Source organism: Streptococcus sp. SN-1, assembly GCF_041154385.1.
Classification (GTDB): Bacteria; Bacillota; Bacilli; order Lactobacillales; family Streptococcaceae; genus Streptococcus; species Streptococcus mitis_CT.
Genome location: NZ_AP028929.1, coordinates 848,192 through 869,978, shown reverse-complemented (window position 1 = coordinate 869,978; position 21,787 = coordinate 848,192). Strand labels below are relative to the sequence as shown.

Sequence of the window (21,787 nt, the reverse complement as noted above, 5' to 3'; positions counted from 1 at the left end):
TCCCAGTTCATTATGTTATCTGCGCTAATCTGATGCTTTTATGTCAATTCCTCCTGATACATAGTATAGAGAATAAGAAGTATCTTTCCCCATTCACCAATAAGAGTTTTGCTATGAAAACAAAACTCTATCCTTCTAATGAAACAATCTTAACCTGATTTATATAAAAATTCTCGTCACATTGCCATAAAACCTCAGCCATATTTTTGTAAGAGATGGATTTATCGTGATATGCTCTAATCGTAAGATTATAACCACTTTCATTCCTATCCATGTCAATATTTAGATTGTAAAATCCCTTCTGTTCAATGATAATATTCAAGGTATCTATTGAAGGTTTATTGGTTACAAATCCAGTTATTCTGATATGATAATGGGTATCGCTTTTCAAAAATTTGGAGCTACTTTTCTGAACAGAGACAACAATTAGACTACAAAATAAGCCTAGAAAAGCAAAACCTGCTCCAATCGCCATTCCAATACCTGCAGTTGCCCAAATACCAGCTACTGTGGTGATACCACTGATTTTTTTATCCCTCATGAAAATAATACCACCACCAATAAAACTAATTCCACTGACAATTTGGGCCGCAACCCTATAAGTATCATCATTAGGCGTATCCAAGAAAGCTTCTTTTGATAAAATCATCATTAAAGTTGCAGTTAAGGCAACTAAAATATGAGTCTTTCTCCCAGCCTACTTGTGCTTAGACTTTCTTTCATAGCCAATGATAAAACCAGATAAACAAGACAATAAAACGAGAATAATATGTCGGACTTCAATCGGTAGAGCTATCGTATCAAGCATTATTTCCCTCCTCTATCACTCATAATTTTATATTATAATCCTAGTTGAAATTTTTTCAAGAGAATATATTAGTTGAAAATTGTCCTTTTTAAAACAAAAAACCGCAGTTACCCTCTAGTGATAACTTGCAGTTTTCTGTAATGTATGAATTCTTACAATCTCTCATACAATTCTTGCATTTGTACATCATCTGGAACCAGTTTTAAGTAAGCTTGCGCATTGACTTTTGCTTCCTCAAAGTAGCCCAATTCATGCAAGAGATAGATATAGTGTTCTAGAAATTCGGGATTGTCCTTCAAATCTCCTGCTAATTCTTGGTAATGCTCATAGGCGGTATCCAAATCGTCCATTTCTTGATAGGAACGAGCAATCATCCACTTGGTCAAGAGATTTTCTGGCTCCTCACTTTGCAAGTCTAGAATGTCTTCATAACGCTCCTGCTCCAGATAAATAGTTGCTAGACGGAGTAAGATTTCTTCCGTATCCTCAGCATCTTCTTTAGCAGTAAGGAGGTAGTTCTCTGCTCCACTAGCATCATGCAATTCATAGGAAAATTGTGAAGCAGCCAGCAAGAGACGAGTTTCAAATGGATTTTTCTCCAACCCTTGCTTAGCGATACGCAGGGCTTCTTGAACTTGATGTTCCTTATGTAAGGCCTGACTATAACCATACTCATAGCCTTCAAAGTCAGGAGAAATGGTATCAAGTTGCTTAAAGTAGAGGACAGCTTTTTGGTATTCTTCTCTATCAAAGTAAAGACTGGCCAACTCAAAAGCTGTTAGGTCATCGTATTCTAACTCCAGGGCTTTTTCTAAAAACTCTGTAGCCGTTTCAAATTTCCCTAACTGAGCATAGGCAAAGCCAATTCGTTGATAGGTAGAAATGCCTGTTTGCTCATAAATTGAGCGATTATCTAACTGAGCATAGCCTTGAATAGCTTCTTGGTAATTTTCCAACTCACTATCCAACTCTGCCAAGCCCAATATCAAGAGAGGATCCTCTGAGTAAGTCAATGCTTCTAACAATTTCTCACGCGCCACATCTGTCAAACCTTCCAGCTGGTAGAGGTCTGCTTTAAGTGCCAAAGCTGAAACATACCAGTCACTGTCAGCTTGGATTTCCTCAAGGTACGCAAATGCTTCCTCGATTTGACCATCCTCGCTAGCAATAGCTGCCAGATTGAGATTAACCTCTGGGAAATCCCCTACAATTTTCAGGTAAATTTCCTTGGCCTGAGGATAAAAACCAATCCCTTCAAGATAAGTTGCCAACTCATACAGAAGGTCACTTGGATCATTTTCTAAAGCTTTGACGAAGTAGTGCTCTGCCTTAACTAAATCTTGCTCCTCCAAAGCCTGTAACATCTGTTGACTATTGTTCACTCTTAGCTTCCTCTCCTTCTAGTTCATATAGGCCACTGACTACCTTATACCATTCAAAAATCGCTGAAATGACAACTTTAGCAGAGGCATAAACCGGAATACCGAGCAAGACTCCCCATATGCCAAACATGGATCCTGAAGTCAACAAGACAAAGAGAACATTAATGGGATGGATGTTTAATTGACTTCCCAAAATCAATGGAGAGACAAAACGGCCTTCAATAGTTTGTTCTACGATAAAGACAATCACTACTTTCAAAAGCATGACTGGACCAGCAATCAAGCCCAATACTAAGGCAGGAAGCATGGCTAGGAAACTACCAAGATAAGGAACTAGATTTAGAATACCAGCAGTAACACCCAGCGTAACCGCATAGCGTAGACCAATAATCTTGAAGAAGATGATAAACATTACTGCTACAATAATAGCCACTGTCACTTGCCCCCGAACATAGTTAGACAACTGCTGATTCACATCTGATAAAACTTGTCCAACAGGTTCTTTCAATTTCGTTGGCATGAATTGGGTCAAATAGTGACGCAGGCCTTTCCCATCACGTAAGAGATAAAAGAGCATGAAAGGAACGATAATCAAGGCAACAATCACTTGAGATGCCCCACTAATAAAGGCACTCACCCAGTTTACTGCCTGAGAAGAAACCTTGCTCGCCCAAACTGTAGCCTGACTAGAGAAGTTTGTCAAAACTTGTTCTAACTGAGGCCTGAAATCATCTGGTAAACGCTTGGTTACCAAATCATCAATAACCCTGTCAGCATCTTCAAGATAGATTGGTACATTTCTTGCAAATGTTAAAACTTGACGTTGCAGATTTGGAATTGCTACTGCCAAGCCCCAAATGATAAAAAGAGCGATGATGACAAAGACAATAGTGATAGCTATAACACGATTAATTTTGTGTTTCTCCATCCAATCAACAATGGGATTCAGTAAATAATATAGCAAACCAGATAGAATGACTGGTAACATCACAACTGCCAAAAAGTCCAAAACAGGTGAAAATAGAAAACTAATCTTACTTAAAATAAAAAGATTCAGTCCCAACAATAAGGTTACCAAAAATACCGTAATTGCCTTGTTATCCAAAAACCACTTGAAAAACCAAGACAGGCTAAAATGTTTCTCTTTTTGTTCCATAAATAATTCCTTTCTGTCGTCCTTTCATTATACCATTTTTAGACCAAAATAACTCTTTTTTTAAGTGCTTACATAGAGACAGCGACATAAAAAATCCCCTCAAAAGAGGAGATTTGATTAGTCTTGAATATGACGGTCTAAGTTCTTCTGATAATCTGCGTTTGATTTGGCTTTTTCATCAGCAAATTTCTTGCGGAACTCATCCATTTCTTTAGTAGTGACAATCTTATCTTGGATTTTCAGATACTTGTAGCTATTTTCACTAGTCTTGTCACCTACCCAGCCACCGGCACCACTGCCAGGAACCATTTTCGTCACTAGCATTTGAGCACCATCAGAGTATACTGGAATAACAAGTGCACTATCTGACAACCAAGCTTGGGCCTTAGCATATTTAGAATAACGTTTTTGAAGGTCTGTTTTCTCACTATTTGCATCATCAATCAGTTCTTTGTATTTATCCAATCCAACTGTTTTAATAACTGGATTGTCTGTTCCTGGTGCCACACCAAGAGCACTTAGGAGACTTGGACCTGAAGTTGGATCAAATACATCTAGATAAGTCGATGGATCTGCAAAGTCTGGAGTCCAACCACTGACTGCATTAATATCCCAGTCAGTATTTGCATTGGAAGTAGCTAGAGTAGTCATACTTCCCAATTCGTCATCAGAAACTTGTTGAATATCAACAACTACATTATCAGAGCCTAAGGCTTCCTCAATGGATTGTTTATAAGACTGAACCTGACGAATAAAATCTGGATTTGATGAAGAAATTGGCAAATCTAAATGAATTGGGAACTGTACTCCATCAGCTTGAAGGGTTTTCTTAGCAGCTTCAAACTTAGCTTTAGCCTTGTCTACATTATGAAGTGAATCTTGGGCATCATCAAGACTAACATCTTTCCAGACATTATCCAATTTATCCAATTCTGTCTTAGTAACTTGACCAAATGTTTGATCTCCTACTTGAACAAATGTTGGAGGAGTGAAACTTGTCCGTAACTTACGAGGTCCTACTTCATCACCAAATACTTGAGAGATCCCTGCTTTACGATCTACCGCAAAAGCCAAGGCTTGACGGAAATCTTTGTTTAACAAGGCTTTCTTAGTAGAAGTTTTTTCTGTATCACTTGTTTTAGCAGTGTGATTGTAATTTACACGGTCGATATTGGTTGAGATATAAAAAACTCCTCCACGCTGTTGACCATACACAATATTATCCTTGTATTTTTCTTTTAGACGTTCATAGTTAGCAGAGTTTTTAAAGAGTGGTGCAGCTGGATAGTGTCCCTCATCAAAACCGCGTCCTAGAGAGTCTGCATCTTGACCATCAAAGAAGGATAACTTGATATCATCAATAAAGACATTCTGCTTATCCCAATAATTTTGGTTTTTGGTCATTTCTATAGAAGACTTAGATGTAAGACCTTTGAGGAGAAATGGCCCATTGTATAGAATGCTCGTTACATCCGTTGGTTTACCAAAGTCATCTCCTTTAGAAGCTAAAAAGTCTTCATTGACTGGTGCAAGAACTCCCATTGTTGTTTTTGAATTCCAGAAAGATTCTGGATGGTTCAAAGTATAAACAACAGTATAATCGTCTGTTGCTTTTACACCAACAGTAGAAAAATCCGTTGTTTTCCCATTTACATAGTCATCCAATCCTTTAATTGATTCCTGTACCAAATAGAGGGCCTGTGATTTTTTATTTGCTGCATGCTTCAGACCAGTTACAAAGTCTTGAGCCTTGACTTCACCATACTCTTCCCCCTCATTGGTATACCATTTGACACCCTGACGGATTTTATAGGTATAGGTCAAACCATCTTTGGAAACAGTCCAATCTTCTGCAACTGATGGAACAAGATTCCCATATTGGTCATTTTCAAGCAAACCGTCAATAACGTTACCTGTGACCTGTTTAGTGCTGACATTTCCAGAAACTGTATAATCCAGAGTCGAAGGATCTGATGAAAATACATAGGCATAAGTAACTGGTTTTTTTGCTTCTTTATTAGCATTACCAAATGAACACGCTGCTAGGACAGCTGCCGAGAGTACAGCAACTCCTGCTGCTAAGAAAACACGTTTTTTCATAAACAAACTCCTTTGCAATTTGTATAAGATTATTATAGCACTTTTATTAAGTAAATCAATGAAAACATTCTTAATATTATCATGAAAAGAATGTGGAAAATCTCTTGCCAAGCTTGATTTTTTCATACTAGCATTTTTGTGATATAATAGTCTTATCTTTATATAGAGGTAAAGTTATGAAAGAAACTGTTTATTTTGGAACTTATACACGTCGTACTTCTCAAGGGATTTACAAGGCAGACTTTGATACAGAAACTGGTCAGCTTTCAAATCTAGAACTTTTTGCAGCTGAACCAAGCCCAACCTACCTTGCCTTTGACCAGCACCAACATTTATACACTGTTGGTAGTCAAGACGATAAGGGAGGAATTGCAGCCTATCAAACTGACGGGACTTTATTAAATCATGTCGTTGAAGAAGGAGCTCCCCACTGTTATGTTGCCGTTGATGAAAAGCGTAATTTGGTCTATGCAGCCAACTACCATAAAGGACAGGTCCTTGTTTATAAACGTCAGGAAGACGGTAGTCTTCTACTTAGTGATGTGGATCAACACAGTGGCCAAGGTCCACATGAAAATCAAGCATCTCCTCATGTTCACTTTACAGACTTAACACCTGACCACTATCTAGTGACCTGTGATTTGGGTACTGACCAAGTCATCACCTATGACCTTGATCAAGAAGGAAAATTATCTAAGCTCTATACCTATCATAGCCAGCCAGGAGCAGGCTCACGCCATATTATTTTCCATAACCATTATAAAATCGCTTATCTCATTTGTGAACTCAATAGCACTATCGAGGTTCTAATCTACGATGGTGTTGGCGAATTTGAACGCATGCAAATCATTTCAACTCTACCAGACGGTTATGAAGGCTTTAATGGTACTGCTGCTATTCGTCTCTCTAAAGATGGTAAATACCTCTACGCTTCTAACCGTGGTCATGATTCTATCGCAGTATATACAATACTTGCGGACGGTAGCTTAGAGTTGTTAGAAATCGTTCCGACACATGGTCAGACTCCACGTGATTTTGATTTGACACCAGACCAAGAATTTGTCATTGCTGTCCATCAAGACTCTGACAATGCAACCGTTTTTAAACGCAATCCTGAAACTGGTCGTCTAGCAGAACTTTCTAACGACTTCCATGTTCCAGAAGCGGTCTGCATCAGTTTTGCCCCTTAAGAAAACATAAAAAATGAACTTGGTAACTCAAGTTCATTTTTTTCTTATAGTCTTTTTCCGACATTAATACGGTTAATGGCACGTTGCAGTGCAATCTTAGCACGACGTTCTTGATCAATCAAGTTTTTGTCTTGTGCTTCTTCAATTTCACGCTCTGCTCGAAGCTTGGCACGTTCTGCACGACTGATATCGATATCACGAGCACGTTCTGCAGAATCCGCAACGATTGTGATGGTATTATTGGCAATTTCAATAACGCCTCCGTTTACTGCAATCCAGTTCACGTGATCTTCATCATCAATACGCTTTACCTTTACTTCATCAACTGCTAAAACCGCAATCATATTTTCATGTCGTGGCAAGATCCCCATCTCACCATCCAGAGTTCGAACCGATACATAGCTGGCATGGTGATCATAGACGAGACCATCTGGTGTCACGATCTGGACAGTTAACTGAGCCATAGATCACCTCTTAAAATCCCATTTTTTCAGCTTTTGCAATCACATCTTCGATAGAACCTACACCACGGAAGGCATCTTCTGGCAAGTGGTCATGTTTACCATCAAGGATTTCCTTAAATCCACGAACAGTTTCAGCAACTGGAACATAAGAACCTGGCTGACCAGTAAATTGTTCCGCAACATTAAAGTTTTGTGACAAGAAGAACTGGATACGACGGGCACGAGCAACCAAGGTCTTTTCTTCATCAGAAAGCTCATCCATACCAAGGATAGCAATGATATCTTGCAATTCATGGTAACGTTGAAGGACACGTTTTACTTCAGCAGCAACTGCATAGTGCTCTTCTCCAACAATTTCAGGTGCCAAGGCACGTGAGCTTGAAGCAAGTGGGTCAACGGCTGGATAAATACCCAATTGTACCAACTTACGTTCCAAGTTTGTAGTAGAATCCAAGTGAGCGAAGGCTGTTGCTGGCGCTGGGTCAGTATAGTCATCCGCTGGCACATAGATAGCTTGGATAGAGGTTACAGAACCCTTCTTGGTTGATGTAATACGTTCTTGCAATTGACCCATTTCCGTAGCAAGGGTTGGTTGATAACCAACGGCTGATGGCATACGACCCAAAAGGGCAGATACTTCTGAACCAGCCTGAGTGAAACGGAAGATATTATCGATAAAGAGAAGCACGTCTTGGCCTTCTACATCACGGAAGTATTCAGCGATTGTCAAACCAGTAAGGGCAACACGCATACGTGCTCCTGGTGGCTCATTCATCTGACCAAATACCATGGCTGTTTTCTCGATAACGCCTGATTCTTTCATTTCCCAGTAAAGGTCATTCCCCTCACGAGTACGTTCCCCAACACCAGTAAATACTGAAATACCACCGTGTTCTTGGGCAATGTTGTGAATCAATTCTTGAATCAAGACGGTTTTACCAACTCCGGCACCACCGAAAAGTCCAACCTTACCACCTTTAAGGTAAGGGGCAAGAAGGTCGATAACCTTAATCCCTGTTTCAAGGATTTCAGAAGAGGTAGACAACTCATCAAAAGTTGGAGCTTTTTTATGAATTGGCTGACGCTCTGCGTCTTCTGTAAAAGGAGCTTCCAAGTCAATGGTATCTCCCAAAACGTTGAAGACACGTCCCAAAGTTTCTTTACCTACTGGTACAGAGATTGGACGACCTGTGTCCAATACTTCCATTCCACGAGTCAACCCATCTGTTGATTCCATGGCGATAGTACGGACCATACCATCTCCCAACTCCAAGGCTACTTCAAGGACGATTTTTGTTTTTCTTTCGTCATTTTTGTAGACGACAAGTGCATTGTTAATCTCAGGAAGTTTTTCCCCTGCTGCAAACAAGACGTCTACAACGGGACCGATAACCTGAGCAATTTTACCTGAACTCATCTCCTTCTCCTATTCTATATAAGATACTGTCGGTTCCTAGCTCAACTAGGTCCTAATACTCTTCGCAAATCTCTTCAAACCACGTCAGCTCTATCTGCAACCTCAAAACAGTGTTTTGAGCAGCCTGCGGCTAGCTTCCTAGTTTGCTCTTTGATTTTCATTGAGTATAAGTTCATTTTCATACGAGCTGGACTAGAGCCTATTCTAAGGCACTAGCTCCTGCTACGATTTCTGTAATTTCTTGTGTAATCGCCGCCTGTCTGGCACGGTTATACTGAATTGTCAAATCATTAATGACTTTCTTAGCATTATCTGTCGCTGTTTGCATAGCTGTCATACCTGCAGCATTTTCAGCTGTCTTGGCATCGATAATAGCCCCGTAAATCATACTTTCTGCAAACTGAGGCAACAACTGCTCCAAAATTTCTTCTCGACTGGTCTCCAATTCAAAAGTCAAGCTGTACTCTTCATCAGCTTCATTGGGATCCAAGTCAACAATCGGAAGCATTTGTTCCACACGCATTTGACTAGTTAGCGTGTTAACATGGTGGTTGTAGCAGACATAGAGCTCATCAAAAAGTTCATTTTGATACATTTCAACAGTTTTTGAAATAATCTTTCGAACTTCATCAAAGCTAGGCTGATCCGCCAAGCCACGTAGTTCATAAAGAGGTTGAATACCACGAGCCTTAAAGAAGTCAGCTCCCATCCCACCAATACAGATCATTTCAAAACCTGTACCGTCTGGATGATATTCTTCCTTCAACTCCATAACGGCTTTCAGAATAGAGGAATTATAACCTCCCACCAAACCGCGGTCTGAAGTAATGACGATATAGCCTGTCTTCTTAACTGGACGGCTAATCAACATCGGATTGGTTGAACCACCAGCTCCATTTCCATGAAGGATATCTGTCAAGAGCTTGCGAACTTTTTGAGCGTATACTTGGAAGTTGCGAGCAGCTTCTTCAGAACGACCTAGCTTAGCAGCTGATACCATCTGCATGGCATTAGTGATTTGACTCGTATTTTTTGTTGAGGCGATTTTTGTTTTAATATCATTTAGAGATACTGCCATCTGACACCTCTATTCTTATTGGAAGCTGGTTTGATTGAGAAACTCTGTAATCGCAGCATCCAAGACTGCTTCTTCTGGCAAGTCTTTTGTATCACGAATGGTTTCCAAAATCTCTGGATGTTGAGCGTCAAAGAAGGCATGGAACTCTTCCTCGAAACGAACAATATCATCTACTGGAACAGTGTCCAAGAAACCATGTGTCAAAGCATAGAGAATGGTTACTTGTTTCTCAACAGGTAATGGTTTGTGAACAGGTTGTTTCAAGACTTCAACTGTACGACGGCCACGGTTCAACTTAGCCTGTGTTGCCGCATCCAAGTCAGAACCAAACTTAGTGAAGGCTTCCAACTCACGGTATGAAGCAAGGTCGATACGAAGTGTACCAGCAACCTTTTTCATGGCTTTAATTTGTGCAGAACCACCTACACGAGATACAGATGAACCCGCATCGATGGCTGGACGAATACCTGCATTGAAGAGACCATCACCAAGGAAGATTTGTCCATCAGTGATAGAAATCACGTTGGTTGCGATATAAGCAGAGATATCTCCTGCTTGTGTCTCGATAAATGGTAGGGCTGTAATTGATCCACCACCAAGTTCATCAGAAACTTTAGCTGAGCGCTCAAGTAAACGGCTGTGAAGGTAGAAAACATCCCCTGGGAAGGCTTCACGACCTGGAGGACGACGAAGCAAGAGAGACAATTCACGATAAGCTACCGCTTGTTTTGATAAATCATCATAAACGATCAAAACATGCTTGCCTTGGTACATAAATTCTTCCGCCATAGCAACCCCAGCATAAGGAGCTAGGAAGAGCAATGGAGATGGTTGTGAAGCAGAAGCTGTCACAACGATTGTGTAGTCCAAGGCACCGTACTGACGAAGTGTTTCTACTTGCGTACGAACTGTTGATTCTTTCTGTCCAATCGCTACGTAGATACAGATCATATCTTGACCTTTTTGGTTCAAGATTGTGTCAATCGCAATGGTTGTTTTCCCTGTCTGACGGTCACCGATAATCAACTCACGTTGACCACGACCAATCGGTACAAGGGCGTCAATAGCTTTCAAACCAGTTTGCAATGGTTCTGATACAGACTTACGTTGCATAACACCAGGAGCTGGCGCTTCAACTGGACGAGTTTTATCTGTGTGGATTTCTCCAAGACCGTCAACTGGACGACCAAGTGGGTCCACAACACGACCAATCAAACTTTCACCTACTGGGACTTCCATGATTTTACCTGTACGGCGGATTGTATCGCCTTCACGGATATCTGTAAAGTCACCAAGGATGATAATACCGACATCTGTTGACTCCAAGTTTTGAGCCATACCATAAGAGCCGTTTTCAAAAATCAACAACTCTCCACTCATGGCATTTTCAAGGCCGTGAGCACGCGCGATACCGTCCCCGATATAGGTTACAACACCTGTTTCAGTCACATCAAAATTGGGTTTGAAATTTTCAATTTGTTGCTTAATTAAAGCGCTGATTTCTTGTGCGTTAATTGCCAAAAGAACACCACTTTCTATTTCAAATTTTCTTTAACAACTTTAAGTTGTTGTTTAATACTCACATCAATTGTCTTGTGATTGGCAAAAATGACAAAACCACCAATGAGACTTTCATCGATTTGTTCTTTTACACTCCTTACTTTCAGAGACATTTTTTTCTCAATCAAAGGGAGCAAGCGACTCTTTTGTTCATCTGTTAAAGGATGAGCAGAAGTAATCGTCACTTCAAATCGATTTGTTTCTTTTTCAAGTCGGTTCAAGCAATCTACAAGCACATCATAAAAAAGATTTGCTCTGTGGTTGTATGCCAGAACCTGGATCAAGTTTTGCAATAAAGGTGACACTGAGTCTTGGAAGAAAGCAATCGTTTTTTCCTTGTCAGACTCGTCTACTGCCACTTTTTTTAAAAAAGAAGGTAAACCGGTTTCTTCAGCAACTTGCTTGATTTGAGTCAAGTCTGAAAAAATGCGATCTTCTTCTCCTTTTTCAAGTACCAATTGGACAAAAGGCATGCTGTATTTTTCAATTACCTTTACTGTTTTCTTGTCCATTAAGCTTCTCCTATCTGATCGATATACTGATCAATGAGTTCTTTATGGGCATGACCATCAAGGTTTTGTGAGATGATTTTACCAGCCAAGCTGATGGTCAAATCTGCTACCTCACCCTTAACGCTTTGTAAAGCTTCAGCTTTGTTTTGAGCAATTTCTTGGTTTGCTTTTTCTTTTAAGCGTCCTGCTTCTAGTTTAGCATCTGCTAAAATACTAGCCTTACTTTTCTCAGCTGTTTCCTTTGCATTTTCAATGATTGTCTTAGCTTCTTTTCGGCTACCAGCCAATTCATCTTCGCGTTTTTGAGCCAATACTTCCGCTTTTTGACGTGCTTCTTCAGCTCTATCAATATCTGAAGCAATTTTTTCAGCCCTTTCTTCGAAAATGCCTGTAATATTAGACCATGCAAATTTTTTAATCAAGACTAGCAAAAGGATAAAAGAGCCAGCGATTAAAATAAAATTACCAATTAATTCACCTACTGTTACGTGCATCAGTTACTCCTTTCTACTCTTCATCATTAATTTTATTTCCTAGGTACATAGAGGATAGTAGTGTAAAGACATAGGCCTGTACACAAGAAATGAACACGGAAAATGCAGTCCAAACTAAGTTTGTCCCAAATGCGATTGGATACCAAAAAATAGCTTGATGTGAAAGTAATAGAAGCAAGCTTGTCATTACTTCACCTGCAAAGATATTCCCAAAAATCCGCAAAGCAAGAGAAAGGAAATTCGTGATTTCTTCAAGTAGATTCATCGGTGTCATAAATGCAGGAGTTACAAAACCTTTTAGGTATTGTTTAATCCCACGACGACGAATCCCCTCAACATGCGCCATCACAATAATACAGAAAGACAAGACAAGGTCAAATGAAAGATTTGCAGTTGGCGATGTCCAAAGGTTTGTCCCATCTGTTGTTTGAAGTTTAGCCATCAAACCAAGATTATTGGCGATGACCATAAAAAGAAATAAACATAAGTAAAAGAGTGAGTAATCTTTTATGTAGTGGGAACCAAGGTTAGGTTCTGTAAATCCAATTACAAAATCATAGAGATACTCTAGTACATTTTGTTTACCTTTGGGTTTCAAAGTCATATTACGACTTGCCCAATAGATAAATGCAAAAATCAGAAACACAGACAGCAAAGTCAAGGCTGTCAAAGTTAAATCAAAGGTAACAGGACCAATATTGATGGTTGGATTGATACTTTCTTCCATCTAACATTCTCCCTTCTCCAATTTATATTTGGTTATTTAATAATAAATGAGAAGACAAGAGTTACGAAGAAAGTTCCTTCAATAAAGGCAACCCCTAAAAACATCAAGCTACGAAACTCAGCGATAATATCTGGTTGGCGAGCTACTGATTTCAACAAACCATTCATCAATAACCCTTCACCAAGAGATACACCCATACAGGCAAGACATAGACCGAAAAATGTTAAATTCATGATGAATTCTCCTTTTAATTAAAATTTACTTACTTAGTTTAGTCCTAAAAATTCAATTTGTCAACTTTTTACCAACATTGAAAGCGTTTAATGGAAATTATTTACAATTTTACTATTTTTGAGTTTATTATATAGGAAACTTTGGAAAAAACTTGTAATAAATCCGACCATTATCTAGGCCTTTCTGAAAAATGATGAAAAAAATCCGAGATGAAATCTCGGATGGAAATAAATATATTTTCTTTGGCTCTATAATATTTGTAGTGGGTAAATCCCCTATGGATATTATGGAGCCTATTTTGTTGTAGAAAAAAAGTCCCATAAGATCTATAATGAAAAGCGACCAAACTATCATTAGAAAGAATCATATGGAACAGTTATATTTTATCACAAAACTGCTTCCCTAATATTCAAATTATAGACATCATCAATAAGGATACACACAAAGAAATCATCGCTAAACTGGATTATGAGGCTCCATCTTGTCCTGATTGTGGAGGTTTGATGAAGAAATATGACTTTCAAAAACCGTCTAAGATCCCTTACCTTGAAACAACTGGTATGCCTACTAGAATCCTTCTTAAAAAACGCCGTTTTAAGTGCTATCAGTGCTCAAAAATAGCGGTCGCTGAGACTTCTCTCGTCAAGAAGAATCACCAAATTCCTCGTATTATCAACCAAAAGATTGCTCAAAAGTTGATTGAAAAGACCTCTATAACTGATATTGCCCATCAGCTGGCCATTTCAACTTCAACTGTCATCCGCAAACTTAATGACTTCCGTTTTAAGCCTGATTTTTCTTACCTCCCTGAGATTATGTCTTGGGACGAATATGCCTTCACTAAGGGAAAGATGAGCTTCATTGCGCAAGATTTTGACAAACTCAACATCATCACTGTTCTTGAAGGCAGAACACAAGCTATCATTCGAAATCACTTTCTTCGCTATGATAGAGCCGTTCGTTGTCAGGTAAAAATCATTACTATGGATATGTTTAGTCCTTACTATGACTTAGCTAAACAACTTTTTCCGTGTGCTAAAATCGTTCTAGATCGTTTCCACATTGTTCAACATCTAAGCCGTGCTATGAGTCGTGTCCGTGTCCAAATCATGAATCAGTTTCATCGAAAATCCCATGAATACAAAGCCGTCAAGCGCTACTGGAAGCTCATCCAGCAGGATAGTCGTAAATTGAGTGATAAACGTTTTTATCGCCCTACTTTTCGTATGCACTTGACCAATAAAGAGATTCTTGACAAGCTTTTGAGCTATTCAGAAGACTTGAAACACCACTACAATCTCTATCAGCTCTTACTTTTTCACTTTCAGAGTAAGGAACCAGAAAAATTTTTCGAACTCATTGAGGACAATCTAAAGCAGGCTCATCCTCTTTTTCAGACTGTCTTTAAAACCTTTCTAAAGGACAAAGAGAAAATCGTCAACGCTCTCCAATTCCCTTATTCAAACGCCAAATTAGAAGCGACCAATAATCTCATCAAACTTATCAAGCGCAATGCCTTTGGTTTTCGGAACTTTGAAAACTTCAAAAAACGGATTTTTATCGCTCTGAACATCAAAAAAGAAAGGACGAAATTTGTCCTTTCTCGAGCTTAGCTTTTCTTCAACCCACTACAGTTGACAAAGAGCCTTTTCTTTAACCTAATGTTCTTTTAGTAAGTAGGATTAAAGGGAAAGCAACTAGAAAGCTTTCGTCTCCTACATGTTTATTAAGCACGAACTGTGACGCTGGTTCCATCTTCCTTATAAAGATTGATGAGACCTTCTTTAAGAGCGCGAACCATGTCTCCAGCTTGAACGGGTTGAGGCACCTTAATAGTCAAGAGTTCCATTGGATTTGGAGCGCGGTCAATTTTATTGCCTTTGGCATCATGTAAATCTTCGATATACGTTTCAAAATGACGGAAACCTGGGCCGTAAAACTCAACTTGGTCTCCTTCGTTAATAACGTTCCGTTGACGAATAGTTGCTGTTTGTGTCGAATCATCATAAGAAACCACTTCAGCAACAAACTTGTACTCAGGAATTTTACGACGAGCACCAAACAACTGCTCATTTTCAGATGGTGTACCGTAGTAGAAACCTGTTGCCAATTCACGTTGAGCAACCTTCCACATTTCGTCCACCAAATCTTGTTTAATAGCTTCAAACTTTTCAGGACTTTCAAGATATGCATCCACAGCCGCCTTGTAGCAGTTGGTTACTGTTGATACGTAGTGAATAGACTTCATACGCCCTTCAATCTTAAGACTGTCCACTCCATTTTCAATCATATCTGGAATATGGTCAATCATAGACATATCAACGGCTGACATTGAAAATTCTTCAGGAATTTCACCTTTCAAACTCTTGCGTTCTTGACCAAATGGCATATCGTAAAGGTCGTATTTCCAACGACAAGACTGAGAACATCCACCACGGTTGGCATCACGCATACTCATGTGGTTAGAAAGAGTACAACGACCAGAGTAAGAAATACACATGGCTCCGTGGACAAAGGCTTCAATCTCAACATCTGTACGTTTACGAATTTCAGCTAATTCTTCCATTGAAACCTCACGCGCCAAAACGACACGTGTTAAACCCAGTTCTTTCCAGAACTCAAGCGTTTCATAGTTAGTGGCACTAGCTTGGGTAGAGAGGTGGATTTCAAGACCAGGCGCTTCTGTCGCTGCAATCATAATCAAGGCAGGATCAGACACGATAACTGCCGCGATTCCGATATCACGCAGTTTACGGAACCACTCACCAGCACCAGCTTCATTTCCTTCGTGCATAACCATGTTGGCAGCTACATAGACCTTAGCTCCATACTTAGCCGCAAACTGCACGCCTTCTTCCATCTGTTCAAAGGTAAAGTTTCCAGCACGGCTACGAAGACCATAGGCCTGACCACCGATAAAGACAGCATCTGCCCCATACTGAACAGCTACTTTTAGCTTCTCTAAAGTCCCTGCAGGTGATAAAACCTCAGGACGTTTTAATGTTTTTGTCATGTTTTCTCCTATTTGCAATATAAAAGTTTGACGTTTTTCCTTCTCATTTTATAGCAAATAAGTTATAAAATCAAGCCTAGAAAGATTGTTTTGACAATTCTAATCTTTTAGCAGTTGAAACAAGTAGTAAAAGGAGTCGATAAAGTAAAAACCAGTATCCAAAGATACTGGCTAATTAAACTACATGGAATAATCTAGTACTTAAACGACTATTCCCACTCACTAAAAGTCAGATATTGACTATTTAGGATAGTTGATTAAATAGTGATTGATAATACAATCAATGAGTACTATTTGATATTATTTGAGTCCTTTGTTGTTAAATTGTTGTTAGTATTTTCCCTCTCTTACTAATTCTAGTAAGAGTTTTTTTGTTCTTCAAAACTTATCCATCTATTTATCATTGTTTCAATAAGAGGCTGGATATCAAAGCCATATCTTCTTTTTGAAATATATATTAGTCTATTTAATATTACACTAATTTCTTCACATCTAACTTGTTGATGTTCAAGCTCTGTTAAAATATTATATATCTTAGGTTCGATTTTATTATAATAATCTTCAATCAAGCTAAACTATTAGTGTTTACCGTATTATTAGTTATAAATCATATAATTCCGAGATTACATTTGAAATACTAGTTAGCAACTCTTGCGAGTTTTCCCTATTTATTGCTCACAATATAAATTGAAAATAGGCATGAAAAAGACGATAGATTTTTTATTTCTATCGTCTTTAATACTTTATATTCCGTTCGACAAACTGGGAGCTGTCTTTCCGTTGTTATCAAGAAAGTCTCAATTTATCTATATTTTTCCAATCTCAATAACCCTTCTTCGTCCGGAAGAGTAATCCCATTCTTATAATTATATCCCATCTTTAAATAAAAAGGAGTTGCAGTTATAGAAGCTGGAATTTCTACTCTTTTTGCCCGAAGGAAAAATTCATCTTTCTCAAGTGTTTCAATAATCAGTCGCCCCACACCTTTTCCTTGATAATCCGGTAGTACAAAAATAGTGAAAAGACTACTTTCATCTTCTTTATCCCAATATGGTCCTATCGCTCCACACCCAACAATCTTTTCAGCATCACATACCACATAAAAATGCATCCAGTTAGCTCTTTCTAAAATATTTTGTGGTTGCAAATTCTTTACATCATTTTCTATATACTCTAATGAATAATCTTTGATATTAGTAGTTCTTAAAGTTGTTACAACTAATTCCGACACTTTTTCTGCATCTTTAGGTTCAAATCTTCTCACAAACATCTTATTTTTTCCTCCACACCTTCAAATTTATCATATTATACCATATTATACCATATATACCTATTTAAAAGTAGATTAAAGATAAGTATAGTTTATAGTGAAAATTATAGTTTTGTTGTTAAATTGTTGTTAAAATAAAGTAAAAAGCCTTAGAAAGATTGATTTCTAGGCTTTTTTTTACTCATTAACTCTATTCCCACTCAACTGTTGCAGGTGGTTTACTTGTAATATCGTAGACGATACGGTTCACATGATCCACTTCGTTTACGATACGTACTGAGATTTTTTGTAGGACATCCCAAGGAATTTTTGCAAAGTCAGCTGTCATACCATCGATAGAGGTGATAGCACGGATTGCAATTGTGTAGTCGTACGTACGACCGTCACCCATAACCCCAACTGAACGAACACCTGTATTAACTGTGAAGTATTGCCAGATATCGCGGTCAAGACCAGCTTTAGCAATTTCCTCACGAAGGATAGCATCTGATTCACGAACGGTTTCTAGTTTTTCTTCAGTGATTTCACCCATGACACGAATCGCAAGACCTGGGCCTGGGAATGGTTGGCGCCATACGATGTGGTCTGGCATGCCAAGCTCTGTACCAAGAGCACGAACCTCATCTTTATAAAGAGTATTGAGTGGTTCAATCAATTCAAACTGCATGTCTTCTGGAAGACCACCAACGTTGTGGTGTGACTTGATCGTCTGAGCTGTATCCGTACCAGACTCAATCACGTCTGTGTAAAGAGTTCCTTGAGCAAGGAATTTCACATCTTTGAGTTTGCTTGCTTCGTCATCAAAGACATAGACAAACTCATTACCAATGATTTTACGTTTTTGTTCAGGGTCAGAAACACCAGCAAGTTTGTCAAGGAAGCGTTTTGCAGCGTCTGCTTTGACGATATTCAAACCAAACTTACCACCAAGCATGTCCATAACTTGATCTGCTTCTCCTTTACGAAGAAGACCGTGGTCTACGAAGATACAGATCAATTGATCGCCAATTGCTTTTTGAAGAAGAACACCAACAACTGAAGAGTCAACTCCACCTGATAGACCGAGAAGAACACGTTTATCACCGACTGTTTCACGGATTTTTTGAATCTGCATATCGATGAAATTATCCATTGACCAGTCGCCTTTAGCCTTACAGATGTTAAGGGCAAAGTTACGAAGGATATCATTTCCGTATACAGAATGACGAACTTCTGGGTGGAACTGGATACCGTAAATGTGTTTATCTGGATTTTCGATGGCTGCGTATGGACAGTCAGCTGAAGTTCCAGTACGAACGAAATCAGCAGGAATCTCGGTAACTGCATCGCCGTGGCTCATCAATACAGTCTGTTCATCAGGTGTTGATTCAAAAAGCGCTGATGGTGTGTGAGTTAGGGTTGATTGACCGTATTCACGATTTCCAGCGTCACCTGCAGGGACAACTTTTCCGCCAAGTTTATGGGTCAATAACTGCATACCGTAACAAATTCCCAAAATAGGAATTCCGAGTTCGAAGATTTCTGGGTCAATATCGAATGAACCATCTTCATATACAGAGTTTGGACCACCTGAAAGGATGATTCCTACAGGATTGATTTCACGAACTTCAGCAGCTGAAATTTTATGGCTTTTTAGTTCCGAAAAAACACCAATCTCACGGATACGGCGTGAAATCAGCTGGTTGTATTGGCTACCATAGTCCAATACGATGATTTTTTCTACATCTTGCAAATCAGTTGAAATGTTGCTCATCTTTTTCCTTTCTCAAAAGAAATATCTTTTTTCAATATTCTATCACAAATAAGGGTGAATTACCAACTAAACAAGGCGAAGATTGACTTTTTCTAGTTTATTGGGGTACAATAGAGAAAAGATAGAAATGAAGTGAAAAATATGCTACCTGCTTATATGAAAATCCATGATCAGATTAAAAAGGATATTGACGAGCACCGTTGGGCCATTGGTGAGAGACTTCCCAGTGAAAGAGATTTAGCAGAGAAGTTTGAGGTCAGCCGCATGACCCTCCGCCAAGCCGTATCTCTATTGGTCGAAGAAGGAGTTTTAGAGCGCCGTGTAGGAAGTGGCACCTTTGTTTCCAGTACTCGAGTACAAGAAAAGATGCGAGGGACAACCAGTTTTACTGAAATTGTTAAGTCCCAAGGTAAAGTACCCTCTAGCCAGCTCATTTCCTACAGAAAAACCATTCCCAATGAGCAGGAAGTTGCTAAGTTAGGAATTTCTCCTACCGAAAATATTATCCGAATGGAGCGGGTTCGCTATGCGGATCAAGTTCCTCTAGTTTATGAAGTTGCTTCTATTCCTGAAAAATTCATTAAGGATTTTAAAAAAGAAGAAATCACTAGTCATTTCTTCCAGACTCTACAAAAACACGGCTACCGTATTGGCAAATCACAGCAGACCATCTATGCTCGTCTTGCTAAAGAAAAGATTGCCCTCTATTTGGAAGTTGAAAAAGGACATGCTATTCTTGGTTTAACTCAGGTTTCCTACCTAGAAGATGGTACTGCTTTTGAATACGTAAAAAGTCAGTATGTAGGCGAACGCTTTGAATTTTATCTTGAAAACAATTAATACTCTTCGAAAATCAAATTCAAACCGCGTCAACGTCGCCTTGCCGTATATATGTTACTGACTTCGTCAGTTCTATCTACAACCTCAAAGCAGTGCTTTGAGCAACCTGCGGCTAGTTTCCTATTTTGCTCTTTGATTTTCATTGAGTATAAAATACTACGCAAAAACTCTCTGTCACGGACGAGCCTACTGAAAAAGTCATTAAATTGATGGCTTTTTTGTTATACTAGAGATGAGGTGAAATAATGCTTGATAATCAGTTAACTATGGATGTCAGTCCTTATTCTAGTTTGTATGATATCGTGGTTCCTAAAACCCACTTTTTACGTCAGCTAACTGAACTCTGTGATTTTAGCTTTATTTATGATGAACTAGAAAAGAATTATCGTCCCGATTTTGGGCGTAAAGCTTATTCACCGATTATGATGTTCAAATATCTCTTGTTAAAAGATATTTATAAGTTATCAGATGTAGATGTGGTAGGACGTTCCTTGTCAGATATGGCCTTTAAATTTTTTCTTGGTCTAGCTCCTGAGGATTCTGTTATCGAGCCATCCTCTTTGACAAAATTTAGAAAGCTAAGAATTAAAGATGATAAACTGCTTGATGTATTGATTCAGAAGTCTGTTCAAATTGCACTCGAACATAACTTGATTAAGAGTAAAATCCTCATTGTGGATGCCACTCACACCAAATCTCATTATAATCATAAGAAACCCCAAGAAATCCTTAGAGAGCGTTCAAAAGCTTTACGTAAAACAATTTATCAACATTCAGAAGATATCAAAATAGAATTTCCAAAGAAACCTCAGGAAGATAACCTCGAAGCAGAGTTGACCTATACAGAGGAATTAATGGCTGTGGTTGAAAAACACGAGGAACTCTTAGCCCTACCGGCTGTGTCTCAAAAGTTCAATTACCTAAAAGAGGCTGTCGAGGACGACTTAGAACACTTGGAAGCTTCTGTTAAGGAGGAGGCTAGGCTTGGACATAAGACAGCCGACAGCTCTTTCTATGGATATAAAAGTCATATCGCTATGACGGATGAACGGATTATTACTGCTTGTGTGGTCACTTCTGGTGAACAAAGCGATGGGAAATATTTACCTGAGTTATATGCCAAAACAAAGGAAAATAGTCTGGACATCGAGACTATTATTGGTGATGCGGCTTATTCAGGAAAGGACAATATTCAACTAGCTCGCAAAGAAAAGATTCATTTGGTGTCAAAACTGAACCCTTCAGTTTCAAAAGGTTACCGTAAAGAAGAGGATGCGTTTGAATTTAATAAAGATGCAGGGCTATTTGTCTGTCCAGAAGGACACATGGCTGTTCGCAAAGCAAGGACAGGGAAAAAATATCAAAATAAGAATCAAGTTGTCACTCATTACTTTGACATTGAGAAGTGCAAGAGTTGCCTTTCCAAGGAAGGATGTTATAAGGAGGGGGCAAAGTCTAAAACTTATTCAATAGCCATTAAGAGTGACGACCATCTTTTCCAGAAGAAATTTCAGGAAACACCTTATTTTAAAGAAATGGCCAGACATCGCTATAAAATCGAAGCAAAGAATGCCGAACTAAAACAGAGACATGGCTTTGATGTCGCGAGAGCATCGGGTCTTTTCAGCATGGAGTTACAGGCAGCCACAACCATCTTCGTGGTCAATATGAAACGAATTATGACCTTAATAAATACAAAATAACCGAGGAACTCGCTCAAATTAACGAGAGATTCCTCGGTTTTCATTTCATTAAAAGTAAGAGACCTATTTTTTCAGTGGACTCTCAC

The 21,787-nt window shown here is 38.9% G+C and carries 18 protein-coding genes and 1 pseudogene; 4 read left to right on the top strand and 15 right to left on the bottom strand.

Translation table 11 applies throughout. From position 1 onward, the window contains the following. Positions 1 to 127: 127 nt before the first annotated feature. The 4 genes from ACAM22_RS03870 to ACAM22_RS03855 form a co-directional block, all read right to left on the bottom strand. Positions 128 to 652 carry an MgtC/SapB family protein gene (locus ACAM22_RS03870; protein WP_285299035.1) on the bottom strand — a complete coding sequence of 175 codons (525 nt, stop codon included), beginning with the start codon at positions 650 to 652 and terminating at the stop codon, positions 128 to 130. 308 nt (positions 653 to 960) lie between these two features. Then, positions 961 to 2,190 carry a hypothetical protein gene (locus ACAM22_RS03865; protein ID WP_285299037.1) on the bottom strand — a complete coding sequence of 410 codons (1,230 nt, stop codon included), beginning with the start codon at positions 2,188 to 2,190 and terminating at the stop codon, positions 961 to 963. Next, positions 2,180 to 3,346 (bottom strand): AI-2E family transporter, encoded by a 1,167-nt coding sequence (locus ACAM22_RS03860; RefSeq protein ID WP_077805236.1) that lies wholly within the window; start codon positions 3,344 to 3,346, stop codon positions 2,180 to 2,182. Before ACAM22_RS03860 ends, ACAM22_RS03865 begins: the two co-directional genes overlap by 11 nt. 117 nt (positions 3,347 to 3,463) lie before the next feature. Continuing rightward, positions 3,464 to 5,446, bottom strand: coding sequence for a peptide ABC transporter substrate-binding protein (locus ACAM22_RS03855; protein WP_369606966.1), 1,983 nt, complete (start codon positions 5,444 to 5,446; stop codon positions 3,464 to 3,466). A gap of 176 nt (positions 5,447 to 5,622) precedes the next feature. Here ACAM22_RS03855 and ACAM22_RS03850 point away from each other — a divergent pair, with 176 nt between their 5' ends. After that, the gene (locus ACAM22_RS03850; RefSeq protein ID WP_261074938.1) at positions 5,623 to 6,636 is read left to right on the top strand and encodes a lactonase family protein; all 1,014 of its coding nucleotides are present in this window, start codon (positions 5,623 to 5,625) and stop codon (positions 6,634 to 6,636) included. 44 nt (positions 6,637 to 6,680) lie between these two features. On the opposite strand, the gene ACAM22_RS03845 is transcribed toward ACAM22_RS03850, so the two are convergent. The 8 genes from ACAM22_RS03845 to ACAM22_RS03810 form a co-directional block, all read right to left on the bottom strand. Continuing rightward, positions 6,681 to 7,100: a F0F1 ATP synthase subunit epsilon gene (locus tag ACAM22_RS03845; RefSeq protein WP_000068043.1), complete on the bottom strand. Its 420-nt coding sequence runs from the start codon at positions 7,098 to 7,100 to the stop codon at positions 6,681 to 6,683. Positions 7,101 to 7,110: 10 nt separating this feature from the next. Next, entirely contained in the window at positions 7,111 to 8,517 is a 1,407-nt protein-coding gene (atpD, locus tag ACAM22_RS03840; RefSeq protein ID WP_000094357.1) for a F0F1 ATP synthase subunit beta, read from the bottom strand. Positions 8,518 to 8,716: 199 nt separating this feature from the next. Continuing rightward, entirely contained in the window at positions 8,717 to 9,595 is an 879-nt protein-coding gene (locus tag ACAM22_RS03835) for a F0F1 ATP synthase subunit gamma (RefSeq protein ID WP_000301221.1), read from the bottom strand. A gap of 15 nt (positions 9,596 to 9,610) precedes the next feature. After that, positions 9,611 to 11,116: a F0F1 ATP synthase subunit alpha gene (atpA, locus tag ACAM22_RS03830; RefSeq protein WP_000996629.1), complete on the bottom strand. Its 1,506-nt coding sequence runs from the start codon at positions 11,114 to 11,116 to the stop codon at positions 9,611 to 9,613. Positions 11,117 to 11,130: 14 nt separating this feature from the next. After that, a complete protein-coding gene (locus ACAM22_RS03825) occupies positions 11,131 to 11,667 on the bottom strand; it encodes a F0F1 ATP synthase subunit delta (RefSeq protein ID WP_000359034.1) in 537 nt (178 codons plus the stop codon). Beyond that, positions 11,667 to 12,161, bottom strand: a complete 495-nt coding sequence (gene atpF / locus ACAM22_RS03820) for a F0F1 ATP synthase subunit B (protein WP_261049333.1) — start codon at positions 12,159 to 12,161, stop codon at positions 11,667 to 11,669. Before atpF ends, ACAM22_RS03825 begins: the two co-directional genes overlap by 1 nt. A gap of 13 nt (positions 12,162 to 12,174) precedes the next feature. Next, positions 12,175 to 12,888 carry a F0F1 ATP synthase subunit A gene (atpB, locus tag ACAM22_RS03815; RefSeq protein WP_049532250.1) on the bottom strand — a complete coding sequence of 238 codons (714 nt, stop codon included), beginning with the start codon at positions 12,886 to 12,888 and terminating at the stop codon, positions 12,175 to 12,177. A gap of 32 nt (positions 12,889 to 12,920) precedes the next feature. Next, positions 12,921 to 13,121, bottom strand: coding sequence for a F0F1 ATP synthase subunit C (locus ACAM22_RS03810; protein ID WP_001054557.1), 201 nt, complete (start codon positions 13,119 to 13,121; stop codon positions 12,921 to 12,923). 368 nt (positions 13,122 to 13,489) lie between these two features. Here ACAM22_RS03810 and ACAM22_RS03805 point away from each other — a divergent pair. Further along, positions 13,490 to 14,735 (top strand): annotated as a pseudogene (locus ACAM22_RS03805) (ISL3 family transposase). Between the two features lie 113 nt (positions 14,736 to 14,848). Here the strand turns inward: ACAM22_RS03805 and ACAM22_RS03800 are convergent. From ACAM22_RS03800 to guaA, 3 genes are all read right to left on the bottom strand, one after another. Further along, the gene (locus tag ACAM22_RS03800; protein ID WP_020900641.1) at positions 14,849 to 16,135 is read right to left on the bottom strand and encodes a U32 family peptidase; all 1,287 of its coding nucleotides are present in this window, start codon (positions 16,133 to 16,135) and stop codon (positions 14,849 to 14,851) included. An 802-nt stretch (positions 16,136 to 16,937) separates the two neighbouring features. Further along, a complete protein-coding gene (locus tag ACAM22_RS03795) occupies positions 16,938 to 17,405 on the bottom strand; it encodes a GNAT family N-acetyltransferase (RefSeq protein WP_048788724.1) in 468 nt (155 codons plus the stop codon). 190 nt (positions 17,406 to 17,595) lie between these two features. Then, positions 17,596 to 19,158 carry a glutamine-hydrolyzing GMP synthase gene (gene guaA / locus ACAM22_RS03790; RefSeq protein ID WP_000065711.1) on the bottom strand — a complete coding sequence of 521 codons (1,563 nt, stop codon included), beginning with the start codon at positions 19,156 to 19,158 and terminating at the stop codon, positions 17,596 to 17,598. 141 nt (positions 19,159 to 19,299) lie between these two features. On the opposite strand from guaA, the gene ACAM22_RS03785 reads away from it, so the two are divergent. Both ACAM22_RS03785 and ACAM22_RS03780 read left to right on the top strand, forming a co-directional pair. Further along, positions 19,300 to 19,998: a GntR family transcriptional regulator gene (locus ACAM22_RS03785; RefSeq protein ID WP_261052475.1), complete on the top strand. Its 699-nt coding sequence runs from the start codon at positions 19,300 to 19,302 to the stop codon at positions 19,996 to 19,998. Positions 19,999 to 20,243: 245 nt separating this feature from the next. Then, on the top strand, positions 20,244 to 21,701 hold the full coding sequence (locus ACAM22_RS03780) for an IS1182 family transposase (RefSeq protein ID WP_101786106.1): 1,458 nt from the start codon (positions 20,244 to 20,246) through the stop codon (positions 21,699 to 21,701). Positions 21,702 to 21,787 lie beyond the last annotated feature (86 nt).

Coding starts and splice junctions, on each gene's coding strand:
- ACAM22_RS03870 (WP_285299035.1), bottom strand. CDS start 652: ATGATGATTTTATCAAAAGAAGCTTTCTTGGATACGCCTAATGATGAT.
- ACAM22_RS03860 (WP_077805236.1), bottom strand. CDS start 3,346: ATGGAACAAAAAGAGAAACATTTTAGCCTGTCTTGGTTTTTCAAGTGG.
- ACAM22_RS03855 (WP_369606966.1), bottom strand. CDS start 5,446: ATGAAAAAACGTGTTTTCTTAGCAGCAGGAGTTGCTGTACTCTCGGCA.
- ACAM22_RS03850 (WP_261074938.1), top strand. CDS start 5,623: ATGAAAGAAACTGTTTATTTTGGAACTTATACACGTCGTACTTCTCAA.
- ACAM22_RS03845 (WP_000068043.1), bottom strand. CDS start 7,100: ATGGCTCAGTTAACTGTCCAGATCGTGACACCAGATGGTCTCGTCTAT.
- atpD (WP_000094357.1), bottom strand. CDS start 8,517: ATGAGTTCAGGTAAAATTGCTCAGGTTATCGGTCCCGTTGTAGACGTC.
- ACAM22_RS03835 (WP_000301221.1), bottom strand. CDS start 9,595: ATGGCAGTATCTCTAAATGATATTAAAACAAAAATCGCCTCAACAAAA.
- ACAM22_RS03825 (WP_000359034.1), bottom strand. CDS start 11,667: ATGGACAAGAAAACAGTAAAGGTAATTGAAAAATACAGCATGCCTTTT.
- atpF (WP_261049333.1), bottom strand. CDS start 12,161: ATGCACGTAACAGTAGGTGAATTAATTGGTAATTTTATTTTAATCGCT.
- atpB (WP_049532250.1), bottom strand. CDS start 12,888: ATGGAAGAAAGTATCAATCCAACCATCAATATTGGTCCTGTTACCTTT.
- ACAM22_RS03810 (WP_001054557.1), bottom strand. CDS start 13,121: ATGAATTTAACATTTTTCGGTCTATGTCTTGCCTGTATGGGTGTATCT.
- ACAM22_RS03800 (WP_020900641.1), bottom strand. CDS start 16,135: ATGACAAAAACATTAAAACGTCCTGAGGTTTTATCACCTGCAGGGACT.
- ACAM22_RS03795 (WP_048788724.1), bottom strand. CDS start 17,405: ATGTTTGTGAGAAGATTTGAACCTAAAGATGCAGAAAAAGTGTCGGAA.
- guaA (WP_000065711.1), bottom strand. CDS start 19,158: ATGAGCAACATTTCAACTGATTTGCAAGATGTAGAAAAAATCATCGTA.
- ACAM22_RS03785 (WP_261052475.1), top strand. CDS start 19,300: ATGCTACCTGCTTATATGAAAATCCATGATCAGATTAAAAAGGATATT.
- ACAM22_RS03780 (WP_101786106.1), top strand. CDS start 20,244: ATGCTTGATAATCAGTTAACTATGGATGTCAGTCCTTATTCTAGTTTG.